This is a genomic window from Pseudomonas mediterranea CFBP 5447, from assembly GCF_000774145.1.
Classification (GTDB): domain Bacteria; phylum Pseudomonadota; class Gammaproteobacteria; order Pseudomonadales; family Pseudomonadaceae; genus Aquipseudomonas; species Aquipseudomonas mediterranea.
Map to the genome: position 1 here is coordinate 1,659,159 of NZ_KN322987.1, position 13,096 is coordinate 1,672,254.

General features: G+C 61.1%; 10 protein-coding genes. 8 read left to right on the plus strand and 2 right to left on the minus strand.

Features of this window, described 5'->3' with window-relative positions; all coding sequences use genetic code 11:
- Nucleotides 1-69 precede the first annotated feature (69 nt).
- Nucleotides 70-2,838, plus strand: a complete 2,769-nt coding sequence (gene polA, locus N005_RS27205) for a DNA polymerase I (protein WP_047703978.1) — start codon at nt 70-72, stop codon at nt 2,836-2,838.
- Nucleotides 2,839-3,176: 338 nt separating this feature from the next.
- On the opposite strand, the gene yihA is transcribed toward polA, so the two are convergent.
- Nucleotides 3,177-3,818 (minus strand): ribosome biogenesis GTP-binding protein YihA/YsxC, encoded by a 642-nt coding sequence (gene yihA / locus N005_RS27210; protein ID WP_047703979.1) that lies wholly within the window; start codon nt 3,816-3,818, stop codon nt 3,177-3,179.
- 191 nt (nt 3,819-4,009) lie between these two features.
- On the opposite strand from yihA, the gene N005_RS27215 reads away from it, so the two are divergent.
- From N005_RS27215 to N005_RS27245, 7 genes are all read left to right on the plus strand, one after another.
- Nucleotides 4,010-4,300 (plus strand): c-type cytochrome, encoded by a 291-nt coding sequence (locus N005_RS27215; RefSeq protein WP_024778410.1) that lies wholly within the window; start codon nt 4,010-4,012, stop codon nt 4,298-4,300.
- A gap of 46 nt (nt 4,301-4,346) precedes the next feature.
- Nucleotides 4,347-4,958, plus strand: a complete 612-nt coding sequence (locus N005_RS27220) for a c-type cytochrome (RefSeq protein ID WP_041020743.1) — start codon at nt 4,347-4,349, stop codon at nt 4,956-4,958.
- 195 nt (nt 4,959-5,153) lie between these two features.
- Complete coding sequence (locus N005_RS27225; RefSeq protein ID WP_047703980.1) at nt 5,154-5,798, plus strand: thiol:disulfide interchange protein DsbA/DsbL; 645 nt, start codon at nt 5,154-5,156, stop codon at nt 5,796-5,798.
- A 14-nt stretch (nt 5,799-5,812) separates the two neighbouring features.
- Nucleotides 5,813-6,691 carry an endonuclease/exonuclease/phosphatase family protein gene (locus N005_RS27230; protein WP_047703981.1) on the plus strand — a complete coding sequence of 293 codons (879 nt, stop codon included), beginning with the start codon at nt 5,813-5,815 and terminating at the stop codon, nt 6,689-6,691.
- Nucleotides 6,688-8,718, plus strand: a complete 2,031-nt coding sequence (locus tag N005_RS27235; protein ID WP_047703982.1) for a GGDEF domain-containing protein — start codon at nt 6,688-6,690, stop codon at nt 8,716-8,718. The genes N005_RS27230 and N005_RS27235 overlap by 4 nt, the downstream gene beginning before the upstream one ends.
- Before the next feature lie 104 nt (nt 8,719-8,822).
- Nucleotides 8,823-9,602 (plus strand): N-acetylmuramoyl-L-alanine amidase, encoded by a 780-nt coding sequence (locus N005_RS27240; protein ID WP_047703983.1) that lies wholly within the window; start codon nt 8,823-8,825, stop codon nt 9,600-9,602.
- A gap of 77 nt (nt 9,603-9,679) precedes the next feature.
- Nucleotides 9,680-11,293 carry an EAL domain-containing protein gene (locus N005_RS27245; protein WP_047703984.1) on the plus strand — a complete coding sequence of 538 codons (1,614 nt, stop codon included), beginning with the start codon at nt 9,680-9,682 and terminating at the stop codon, nt 11,291-11,293.
- 11 nt (nt 11,294-11,304) lie between these two features.
- Here N005_RS27245 and N005_RS27250 read toward each other — a convergent pair whose 3' ends face one another.
- Complete coding sequence (locus N005_RS27250) at nt 11,305-13,095, minus strand: KinB sensor domain-containing domain (RefSeq protein WP_047703985.1); 1,791 nt, start codon at nt 13,093-13,095, stop codon at nt 11,305-11,307.
- Nucleotide 13,096 lies beyond the last annotated feature (1 nt).

Here is a 13,096-nt window from a genome sequence, read left to right on the forward strand (position 1 = left end):
CCTTGTCCCTTTGTCGTCAACGGTCCCGCTATTCTAGCCCCGGACCCGCCGAAAAGGTTGATCCTGCTCATGAGCCAAGCGCCCCTCGTCCTGGTGGACGGTTCTTCTTATCTGTACCGCGCGTTTCACGCGCTGCCACCGCTGACCACGTCCAAAGGCCTGCCGACCGGCGCGGTCAAGGGCGTGCTGAACATGCTCAAGAGCCTGCGCAAGCAGTATCCGGACAGCCCGTTTGCCGTGGTGTTCGACGCCAAGGGTGGGACGTTTCGCGATGCGCTGTACGCCGAGTACAAGGCCAATCGCCCGAGCATGCCCGATGACATGCGCGTGCAGATCGAGCCGCTGCACGCCAGCGTCAAGGCCCTGGGCTTCCCGCTGCTGTGTGTGGACAACGTCGAAGCCGACGACGTGATCGGCACCCTGGCCCGCAGCAGCGCCGCAGCCGACCGCCCGGTGGTGATCTCCACCGGTGACAAGGACATGGCGCAATTGGTCGACGGGCACATTACCTTGGTCAATACCATGACCGGTAGCTCGCTGGACGTGGCTGGCGTAAAGGAGAAATTTGGTGTCGCTCCGGAGCAGATCATCGATTATCTGGCGTTGATGGGCGATTCTTCCGACAACATCCCGGGCGTTCCGGGCATCGGGCCAAAGACCGCCTCCGGCTTGCTGGTGGGGGTCAACGGCGGGCTGACCGAGCTGTATGCGCAACTGGACATCGTCCCCACGTTGCCGATTCGTGGTGCCAAGGCCCTGCCGGCCAAGCTCGAAGAACACAAGGAAATGGCGTTTCTTTCCTACGAACTGGCCACCATCAAGACTGACGTGCCGCTGGATGTCGGCCTCGATGACCTGCAAATGGGTCCACCGGACCACGAAAAACTTGCCGAGCTGTACACCCTGCTGGAGTTCAAGAGCTGGTTCGAAGAAAACCAGCGGGACGCCAAGCGTGTCGGCCAGGAAATCGTCGAAGTGGCCGACGAACAGCCCGGTGGCGCCGAGGCGAAGTACGAAGTCATTCTCGATCAGGCGCGCTTCGACGCCTGGCTGGCCAAGCTCGAGCAAGCGCCGCTGTTTGCGTTCGTCACGGAAACCAACGGTGACGATCCCCAGCATGCGCAACTGGTCGGGTTGTCGTTTGCCGTGGCGGCCCATGAAGCGGCCTACATCCCGCTGACCCATTCCTACATGGGCGTGCCGGAGCAGCTGGATCGCGACACGGTGCTCAAGGCCCTCAAGCCCTTGCTGGAAAATCCCGACAAGCGCAAGGTCGGCCAGCACGCCAAGTTCGAGACCAACATCCTGGCCAACTGCGCCATTGGTGGTGATCAGGACAACGGCATCCTGGTCCAGGGCATTGCCTTCGACACCATGCTCGAATCCTACGTGCTGGACTCCACCGCGACCCGTCACGACATGGACAGCCTGGCGCTCAAATACCTGGGGCAAAGCAAGACCGATTTCCAGGACATCGCCGGCAAAGGAGTCAAACAGCTGACTTTCGACCAGATCTCCCTGGAACTGGCCGGCCCGTACGCCGCTGAAGATGCCGACGTAACCTTCCGTTTGCACCAGGCCTTGCAGGAAAAACTGGCGGCGATCCCGAGCCTGGGCAAGGTGCTCAATGAAATCGAGATGCCGCTGATGCCGGTGCTGGCGCGTATCGAGCGCCAGGGTGCGTTGGTGGATGCCAACCTGTTGGGTGTGCAGAGCGTCGAGCTGGGCGAGAAACTGGTGGCCCTGGAGCGTGAGGCGTTCGCCATCGCTGGAGAGGAATTCAACCTCGGCTCGCCGAAGCAATTGGGCGTGATCCTGTATGAAAAACTCGGTTTGCCAGTGCTCAGCAAAACCGCCAAGGGCCAGGCATCCACCGCCGAAGCGGTGCTCGCCGAACTGGCGGAGCAGGATTACCCGCTGCCCAAGGTGCTGATGCAGTACCGCTCGCTGAGCAAGCTCAAGAGTACCTACACCGATCGCCTGCCGGAGCAGATCAACAGCCGCACCGGCCGCGTCCACACCAATTACCAGCAAGCCGTTGCCGCGACCGGACGCCTGTCGTCCATCGACCCGAACCTGCAGAACATTCCGATCCGTACCGCCGAAGGTCGACGGATCCGGCAAGCGTTCGTGGCGCCGAAAGGCTACAAGCTGCTGGCGGCGGACTATTCGCAGATCGAGTTGAGGATCATGGCGCACCTGGCCAAGGATGAAGGTCTGCTCCACGCGTTCCGCAACGACCTGGACGTGCACCGGGCCACTGCCGCCGAGGTTTTCGGCGTCGAGCTGGAGGCCGTCAGCCATGACCAGCGCCGCAGTGCCAAGGCGATCAACTTCGGCTTGATCTACGGCATGAGCGCTTTTGGTCTCGCCAAACAGATCGGCGTCGACCGCAAGCAGTCCCAGGCCTACATCGACCGCTACTTCGCCCGCTATCCGGGTGTGCTGGAGTACATGGAGCGCACCCGCGCCCAAGCCGCCGAACAGGGGTTCGTCGAAACCATTTTCGGCCGCCGGCTGTACCTGCCGGACATCAATGCGAAGAATCCGGCACTGCGCAAGGGGGCTGAGCGCACGGCGATCAACGCACCGATGCAAGGCACCGCTGCCGACATCATCAAGAAAGCGATGGTGGCCGTGGATCGCTGGTTGTCGACCTCAGGGCTGGATGCCCGGGTCATCCTCCAGGTGCACGACGAACTGGTGCTGGAAGTACGAGAGGATCTGGTCGAACAGGTCAGCAAGGACATCCGCCAGCACATGAGCGCCGCCGCCACGCTGGACGTGCCGTTGCTGGTGGAAGTGGGCGTGGGCAACAACTGGGATGAGGCGCACTGAGAGTAGCCCTCTGCAGCTGGAGGAGCGCTGTGGCGAGGGAGCTCTCACAAGATCTCTGGGGCGGCTGCGCCACCCAGCGGGAGCAAGCTCCCTCGCCACAATTGAGTGTCAGCGTCTGGGGAGTCAGAAGTTTCCTAAGGGCATTTCAAAAAATAATCTGAACTAAACCCATGAAATGCCACTCAGAGATTCTGAATGGCTGGTGAAGCCCTTCAATGCTCCTATGTTGTGTTAAGTGTTGGCAGATATCTGGACCCCGCCCTAGCGGTCCGGAACTTGGACCCCGAACTTCCCCCTCCCCATACGAAGTCCGGGGTTTTTTTTGCCTGCGATTTGGCTTATTCGGCCTCTTCGCTGCCCTTGTCCGCCAGTTCCATCCAGTCGGCCAGCACCGTGTAGGCTTCTTCCAGACCCATGCGCTTGGGGGCCGAGAACAGCTGGATGGTGATCGCTTCGCCCCAACCCTTGCGGATTTCCGACTGTACTTTGAGCAGCGTGTTCTTGGCCGCACCGTAGGTGAGCTTGTCCGCCTTGGTCAGCAGGATGTGCATGGGCATGCCGCTGGCAACGGCCCAGTCGAGCATCAGCGTGTCGAAGTCGGTCATCGGATGGCGGATGTCCATCATCAGGATCAGCCCTTTCAAACTCTCGCGGTTGCCCAGGTAGGCTTCCAGGTGACGCTGCCAGTGTTGCTTGAGCGGAATCGGCACCTTGGCGTAGCCGTAGCCGGGCAGGTCGACCAAACGGCGTTCATCGTCTAGCTTGAAGAAGTTCAACAGCTGCGTGCGACCCGGCGTTTTCGAGGTGCGTGCCAGGCTTGCATGGGTCAAGGTATTCAATGCGCTGGATTTACCGGCGTTGGAGCGCCCGGCAAACGCCACCTCGTAACCTTCGTCGTCGGGGCATTGATCGACTTTGGCGGCGCTGAGCATGAAGGTGGACTGTTGGCACAGGCCAAGGATGGGGTTCTTCAGTTGCATGGGATTTCCGATGTGGGCGGCGTCGGGAATGGACGCGGCAAGCTGTGTCGTTTCCGTTTCAGTGACGCCAGTATATAATGCCGCAGATTTTGTGTGCGCTTTGTCCCAGCGAAGGATGAGGCTCACGAGAGCGATCGACCTAAATTGCGCATCAGAACGCAGCTTGCTCTCAACCCTGAAAAGGTCGTTTTATGACGAAATGGCTGCTAGCTGCCGGCGTCCTGATGCCGCTTTACAGCGCTCAGGCTACACAGGATCCGGAAGCTGTGTACAACCGTGTTTGTGGTGCCTGCCATTCCGGCCAACTCCCAACGGCGCCCCGCAAGGGCGATCAGGAAGCTTGGACGCCGAGGTTGGCGAAAGGTATGGGGACGCTGGTGCAACACGTGACCCAGGGTTTCAAGGCGATGCCGCCGCGTGGTTTGTGCATGGACTGCAGTGCCGAGGATTACCAAGCCATCATCCAGTGGATGAGCGAGTGAACCCGGTCCATAACTCTTTAACCCTTAGCCGTAGTTGGATTAGCTGATGAACAAACTGATCGTGAGTCTGCTGTTGACCTTGGGGATATCCGGCGTAGCCCACGCCGCTGGCGATGCCGCTGCCGGCCAGGCGAAAGCCGCCGTATGCGGGGCCTGCCACGGCCCGGATGGCAACAGCGCAGCGCCAAACTTTCCGAAACTGGCGGGCCAGGGCGAACGCTACCTGACCAAGCAATTGCACGACATCAAGTCCGGCAAGCGTACCGTTCTGGAAATGACCGGCCTGCTGACCAACCTGAGCGATCAGGACCTGTCGGACATCGCCGCTTATTTCGCCAGCCAGAAGGGCAGCGTCGGCGCCGCCGACGAGAAACTCGTGGCCCGCGGTGAGAAGCTGTTCCGTGGCGGTGACCTGGACAAGGGCCTGCCGGCTTGCACCGGTTGCCATTCGCCGAACGGTGCCGGCAACGCCGCTGCCGGCTTCCCGCACCTGGGCGGCCAGCATGCCCAGTACGTGGCCAAGCAACTGACCGATTTCCGCAAGGAAGAAGGTGGTCGTGCCAACGACGGCGACGCGATGACCATGCGCACCATCGCTCGCAAGTTGAGCGACGAAGACATCGCCGCCGTCTCCAGCTACATCCAAGGCCTGCACTGAGGTCTTGAGCGGCGTTGCGGCGGGTGTACACCGCTTGTAACGTTAACGCTCGATTAATCTGTCGATGCAAGCATCAAAAGGGTGGCTTTGGCCGCCCTTTTTTGTGGCCGCTGCCGTTACACTAAGAACTTGAACCCGCCATGGTCTGTCTGAAGACACACCCCGCGAGGCCACCTATTTGTCCAGGAGTAAAGCATGCGTAATCTGATCATCAGCGCCGCGCTCGTCGCCGCGAGCCTGTTCGGCATCGGCGCTCAAGCCAACGCCGAGGAATCGAAGGCCCCTTACGTCGAACTGAGCAACCCGGTCCCGGTGGCCGTGCCCGGCAAGATCGAAGTGGTGGAGCTGTTCTGGTATGGCTGCCCGCATTGCTACGCATTCGAGCCGGTGATCAATCCATGGGTCGATAAGCTGCCTTCAGACGTGAACTTCGTCCGCATCCCCGCCATGTTCGGCGGCCCATGGGATGCCCACGGCCAGATGTTCCTGGCTCTCGAGGCCATGGGTGTCGAGCACAGGGTGCACGCGGCGGTGTTCAACGCGATCCAGAAAGAACATAAAAGGCTGATCGACGAAAAGGAAATGGCTGAGTTCCTGGCGACCCAAGGTGTGGACGCGGATAAATTCCTGGCGACCTTCAATTCTTTCGCCGTGAAAGGTCAAATCACCAAGGCCAAGGAACTGGCGAAAAAGTACGAAATCACTGGCGTACCGACCATGATCGTCAACGGCAAATACCGCTTTGATATCGGCTCTGCCGGCGGCGCAGACCAGGCCTTGCAACTGGCTGACAAGCTGATCGCCAAGGAACGAGCGACGACCAAGGCAGTTGCCAACTAAGCGCCGCCCACGCCATGGCCCGCTGGAGCACCGAACGCATCGTTGGCCTGCATGAACCGCGGGTCAACGAGCATCATGTCGCGTCCACGGGCCTGCCCGCCGATAGTCGCCTGCGACTGCTCAGTTTCAACATCCAGGTGGGCATCAGCACCGAGCGCTACCGGCATTACCTGACCCGGGGTTGGCAGCATCTGCTGCCTCACACCGGGCGTGCCGGTAACCTGCAGAAAATCGGTGAACTGCTGAAGGATTTCGACCTGGTGGCCTTGCAAGAGGCCGATGGCGGCAGCCTGAGGTCGGGCTACGTGAACCAGGTGGAACATCTGGCCCAACTGGGCGCATTCCCCTACTGGTATCAGCAACTCAATCGCAACCTCGGCCGTCTCGGCCAGCACAGCAATGGGGTGTTGAGTCGCCTGCGGCCCTGGGCGATCGAAGACCATCCGTTGCCGGGTCCCAAGGGGCGCGGGGCGATCCTGGCGCGCTTCGGCGAAGGTCCTGAGGCACTGGTCGTGGTCATGATGCACCTGGCTCTCGGGGCGCGTACCCGGACGATGCAGCTGGCCTATATCCGTGAGCTGATCGGCGGCTATAAACACCAAGTGCTGATGGGCGACATGAACACCCACGCCAACGACTTGCTGCAGACCTCGCCCCTGCGCGACCTCGGCCTGCTTGCGCCGCAACTCGAAGCGACATTCCCCAGCTGGCGCCCCCAGCGCTGCCTGGACCATATTCTGCTGAGCCCGACCTTGACCCTTGAGCGTGTCGAGGTCCTGGCCCAGCCCATTTCCGACCACCTGCCGGTTGCAGTCGAAATTCGTCTACCGGGTTCGCTCACGGCTGACGCATTTCCTGTGCTGAGTCCTGCCCCTTGCGGACCCGATGAATGAGCGACGACGCCGAACGCTGGAGAGAGAAGTACCTCAAGAGCATTGAACAGCAGGAAAAGCTCGAGCGCCGCTGGGATGCCCGGCTCGACTTGCTGCGCCGTGGCCTGGTGCGCAGTACCCTGGCCGCCGAGGGCACGGACCGGGCGGTCGATCAATGCATGAAAGAGATGCGCGAAGTGGTGCGCACCGATGACATGGACGCCGCCCTCGCTGCCCTGTTGCCTCGCTTGGAAAAAGCCGTGTTGGATTCCGAGCAGCGCCGCGAGACCCGGGTCGAACAGATGAGCACCGCATTGACCGCGTTGGTCGCTCAGCTACAGACCCTGCCGCTGCCGAAAGAAGTCCGTCGGCCGCTGAAACGGTTTGCCAAGCATCTGGAGGCGCGGGTCGACCAGGCCCGGGAAATTCCCCTGTTGCTCAGCGAGTTGAGCGATTTGCAGGGCAAGGCGCTGAGTGCACTGGAGACGCCTGCCGAAGTGAGTCGCCCCGGTCTGCTGCAACGGCTGTTTGGCGGTCATCACGACGAGACCGCTCCTCAGTCCCACGACCCCGCTCCGAGCAACGTTGCGCCTGTGTCCCCGACCCCATCGACCGAAGCGGCACCGCCGTTGCCGATGCAGGCGGCGGCCATTTCCGACCCCGTCTTGCCGGCGGTGGAACAGGCCCGGCCCGTCGATGCAACGCCTGAACCGGTTGCCTTCATTCCGCCCATGGTCGAATCCGCGCCGAAGCCAGTGACCGACAGCGTGGTACCGATTCTCGAACCTGAGGAGGCCGACGAGCCCGCCCCGACTATCCCGGAGCCTGCGGTCGCCGTCGCGCCGGAGAATCCCGACGAGCTGATGGTCGAAGCGCCGTCACCGGTGCAGGAGGAAGCACCGTCTCTCGGTATGGAACCTGAGGAGCCTTCGACAGCCGTCGAGCCACTGTCCGCCGATCCGGATGAGGCCCATTACGCCCTGCCCGACTCCCCGGAACCTTCCTACAGTTCGGTGGCGAAGCACATCGAAGACACCCTGCTCGGCCTGCTGGGTGACCTGACCCTGCCTGAGCGGCATCGCCCTCAAGCCGAGGCCATGGGCGAGCGTCTTCGAAATGGTTTGAATTGGTACGAGTTGCTGCCGATTCTTGACGATTTTGCGACGCTCATGTTGGCCATTACTGACAGTGGCCAGCTTGAATTCGAAGCGTATCTGCAACGCCTCAATGATCGGTTGGAGTCGTTCCAGAGTAGCTTGCGTGCTGCCAGTGAAGGCCACGCAGACCATCTCTCGGCCTCCAGGGAAATGGACACCCAGATTCGCGAGCAGGTCGATGGCCTGCAAAGCAGCGTGCAGGAAGCCGACGATCTGGAAAGCCTCAAGCAGGTGCTGGAGAACCATCTGGAAGGGCTGCTCGGTACGATGGACCAGCATCAGAAGCAGCGTGCCCAGCGCGAGCAGGAGGTTTCCAGCCGCCTCAAGAGTCTGGCCGAGCGCGTCGCGGTGATGGAGCAGGAAGCCCAGGTCGTGCGTGAGAACCTTGAAGAGCAACGACAGAAGGCATTGATTGACCCGCTCACCGGGTTGCCCAATCGCGCTGCCTGGACCGAGCGGCTTGAACACGAGGTCGCTCAGTGGCAGCGACACGGCAACAGCTTGCTGATGGCAATACTCGACCTCGATCACTTCAAGCGGATCAACGACAACTATGGACACCTGGCGGGCGACCGGGTGCTGAAGATCATTGCCACCGTATTGCGCAAGCGTCTGCGCGGCAGCGACTTCATCGCCCGCTTTGGCGGTGAGGAGTTTGTCCTGCTGGTACCCGATACGCCCCTGGCCTCGGGCGCCAAACTGGCAGAGGGTCTGCGAGCGGCCATCGAAGCCTGTCCGTTTCACTTCAAAGGCGAGCCGGTGACAATTACCGTGTCGGTGGGCATGACCGCATTCAGGCCGGGAGAATACAGCGATCTGGTGCTTAAAAGAGCCGATCAGGCGCTATATCGGGCCAAATCTGCTGGACGCAACCGGGTGGAGCTGGGCTGAGGCCAATTGTTCCATTTTGTTTAATTTCGGAAGGCAAGCCAGATCCCTGCACGGTGATACGTTACACTGTTGCATTATTCGTCATCCGTAAACGCGTTTGCGCCATGAAAATCATTTCCACTGTTGTCTTTTTACTGGCCCTGGCCGGTTGCGCCAGCGGCCCCCGGCTGGATACCAGCCACCCGTCGGTCAATCAGGACAGCCGCATCCAGTTTGTCGTGGTGCATTACACCTCGGCTTCCCTGGAACGCTCCCTGGCGTTGCTGACCCATGGCGAAGTCAGCGCCCATTACCTGATCGGCGACGACAAGGACGCGACCATCTACAAGCTGGTGGATGAAAGCCGGCGCGCCTGGCACGCCGGGGAGAGCGAATGGCAGGGGCGGACCTGGCTCAACTCCAGCTCCATCGGCATCGAGATCGTCAACCCGGGCTACGTCGATGGCCCTACCGGGCGTCTCTGGTACCCCTATAGCGAAGCCCAGGTCCAATCCTTGATCGCCTTGCTCAAGGACATCACCCGGCGCAACGCGATCAACCCGATCAACATCATCGGACATAGCGACATTGCCCCCCTGCGCAAGCTTGATCCAGGACCGTTGTTTCCCTGGAAGCGTCTGGCGGAGGCCGGCCTGGGCGTCTGGCCGGACGAACAGGCGGTGGCGCGCCAGCAGGCCTTCTTCCTGACGCAGTTGCCGAGCGCCACCTGGTTCCAGACTGAGTTGGCCCGCCTCGGCTACCCGACGCCCCGCACCGGTGAATGGGACGTGGCTACCCGCCATGTGCTGGCTGCCTTCCAGATGCGGTATCGACCGGCCCGGTTCGACGGTACGCCGGACGCGCAAAGTGCGGCGATCCTGCAGGTACTCAACCAGACAAAATAATGACGCCTGTCCGACGATACAGGCTAAATCCAAATCAGCGGCTATAACTCATTGGTAACTTTCGGATTTACCAATTGATGAAAGATGCCCGAGAAACCCTGCACAGCTGGCTCCATCGCCCGCTTTTCCTGGCGATGGTCGCGGCTGCCCTGAGTACGTTGCTCCTGCTGGCGGGAAGCCTGTTCGTTGTCATGCAACAGACCCAGCAGCGCGAAAGCGAACAGATGAACGCCCAGGGTGAACGGTTCCTGCAGAGGCTGGAACAGCTTTTCGGGCAGTTGCGCGAAAGCCTCGATGATCTGCAGAACCAACCGCTGCGCGGATGCGACGAGGAAATGATCGCGACCTTGCAGCAGGTCAGCTTCAACTACCGCTTCGTCTACGAGGCGGTGTATATCGACAGTCGCGGTACCTGCTCCAGCCGTCCACGGCAGAGCGGATTGTCCCTTGCCCGTGCACCCGACTTGCGGGGGCCGACCTACAGTTATTGGCTGAACACCACCACCGAGCCCGACGAAAACCGCGCTGCGTTGATGTTGGGGCGCGGTAACTTTCGGGTCGCCACCTCCAGGGGGCATCTGACCGACGTGGTGGACCTGCCACCCGGCAGCAGCCTGTTGGTGGTCCTGGACCATGGTGAGCGAGCCGTTCCCGTGCTGGGTACCGATCAATATTGGCCGCCCAACGAGCCTTGGCCGCCGAAGAACCGCAATGCCCTGCAGGTGACAGCGAACCGGCTGATCTATCGCATGCAGACCGACAGTCCGGAATATCAACTGGTGCTGATTGCCCAGCGCAACGGCTTTCATATTCCGGCCAACGCCTGGTGGATGCTGCCCACCAGCCTGATATTGGGCTTGGGGATCGGTTTCCTGGTGTTTCTCCTGGCGCGTCAGCGTCAATCCATGGATGTCGAGCTGCATGGGGCCATCCGGCGGGGCGAGTTCCAGGTGCTGTATCAGCCGATTTTCGACCTGAGCAGCCGCCACTGTGTCGGTGCTGAAGCCTTGTTGCGCTGGCGGCGACCGGACGGCAGCTTGACCAGCCCGGAGCTGTTCATTCCTATGGCAGAAGATACCGGACAGATCCGCCAGATCACCGACTTCGTCTTGCAGCGGCTGTTTGATCAGTTGGGCCAGCTGTTGCGGGCCAATCCGCAGCTTTATATTTCGGTGAACCTGGCGGCATGCGACGTGATGGTACCGCGCATCGGCGAAGTGATCGCTCGTCTGCTGGCACGGTATCGGGTGTCGGCGCGGCAGATTGCCTTTGAAGTGACGGAGCGAGGGCTGATCGATGTATTGGTTGCCAGGGATAACCTGCAATCGTTACGCGATGTGGGCCATCAGGTATTGATCGACGATTTTGGCACCGGTTATTGCAGCCTGGCTTACCTGCAGACCCTGCCGGTGGACTGCCTTAAAATCGACAAGGCGTTTATCGATGCCCTCGGCCATGACGCCGCCAGCAGTGGCGTAGCGCCGCACATCATTCGCATGGCCCATGCGTTGGAGCTCAAGGTGATTGCCGAAGGTATCGAGCACGAGGCCCAGGCATCATATCTGCGTAGCGAAGGCGTAACGTTTGGCCAGGGTTGGCTGTTTGCCCATGCCCTCAGTGCCGTGCAATTCATCGAACTGATTACCCGCGGGCGACGACGGCTCGGGCGGCGCCTGGATGACGAGGCTTAGACAGTACCGCCTCAAACCGTCAGCGCCATGTAGAACTGGGTGCCCTGCCCCGGCCTTGAGTAGACACCCATGCGCCCTCCATGGAGTTGAACGATCTCCTTGCACAGGGCCAGCCCGAGGCCTGCGCCACCTTTCTTGCGTCCGACCTGGACGAACGGTTCGAAGATCCGCCCCTGTTGGCCATAGGCGATACCTTCGCCGTTGTCTTCGACGCTGATGATCACCCGTTCACCGTGGCGCCGGCCTTGCAGGCGGATCTGACCGTTGTCGCCGGTGTGGCGCATGGCATTGTCGATCAGGTTATCCAATACCCGCTCCAACTGCGCCGCATCGGCGTGCAGGCGTGGCAGCGGACCCTGGATCGCCACGAGCAACTCGATGCCCTTGGCTTGGGCCTGGGCGGCGAATCGCAGGCGGGCCGCTTCCAGCAAGTCTTCGATGGAGCAAGGGGCCAGATTCAGCTTTTGCAAGCCGTTCTGGTAGCGCGAGAAATTCAGCAGGTCATTGATGAGCTGCATCAATCGCTGCATTTCTTCATTGACGGTGTCGAGCAGATCCGCTTCGCGGGATTCTTCAGGAAAATGGACACGTTCGCGCAACAGGCCGAACGCCATATGCATGCCGGTCACCGGTGTGCGCAACTCGTGGGAAGCCCGCAGCACGAACTCACTGCGTACCCGTTCGAAGGCGCGCTGTTCGGTGACGTCGTGCAGCACCATCACCGCCCCGAGGATATGCCCTTGGGTATGGCTGACAGGCGTAAGGCTGTAGGTCAGCAACCGGGATTCGCCATCCACCTCAATGCTCAGATCGTCCGGTGCCCGCTCCAACGTTCCGCCGCGCAGCACCAGGTGCAATTCTTCATCCAGATCAAGGCGTCCGAGCGCCTCGCCCAAGCCCTGGCCCAGGCGTTCCTCGTCCCAGCCCAGCTGTCGTTGAGCCACCGGGTTGAGGTGCTCCAACCGGCCCTGGCGGTCGATCATCAGCAAGCCATCGTCGATGCTGTCGAGTACCGCTTGCAGGCGCTGCTGGCCGGCCAGCAACTCATCGACATTGGTGGCCTGATGCTCACGCAGGGCCTGGGCCATGATTCCGAAACGACGTGTCAGCAAGTTCAGTTCAGGGGAAGAGGAGACCGGCAACGTCACTTCGAAATTGCCCTGGCCGATGTCGTCCGCAGCCGAAACCAGCGCCTCGATGGGTGTGCCGAAACGCCGGGCGATGCCATGGGCCGTGATGAAACCGATGACCAGCACCGCCACCCCCACCAGGCCCAGCAGGCCGGAGATCAGCAACGCCCGGTCACGGGAGCGGGTCTGGGTGTCGCTGATGTTGTTCAAGGCGTGCCGATAGCCTTCGATCAGCCCGTTACGCAATACATTGAATTTCTCGGTGAGGTCCTGGATGCCCGTGAGTTGGGGCGGCTGCTGGCGAGAGGCGGCAAAAGCCTCAAGAAATCCAAGGTAGTCGGCCTTGGCCTGGGTGAAGTTGGTCGTCGGCTTCTCCTGGCCCTGTTCGTGGGCGATGCCCTCCTCCAGCAGACCAAAATATTGCCGCTTGGAATCTTCCAGCGCGGCCAAGTCGGGCTTGTCATCGAGCATGATCATCAACTGGTCGCCCAGGGTCTGGCGCAGCTTGAGACCCAGGTCCAGGAGGATGAAGTTGTCGCGCACCGATTGTTCCTGGGTATTGGCCATTTGCATCACGCTGACCAAGCCAAGCAGCAACCCCAGCAAAGCCACTGTTATCAGGGCCGAGATACTGAGAAACAGTCGAGTGCGCAGCTTCATCGCCAGTTTCATA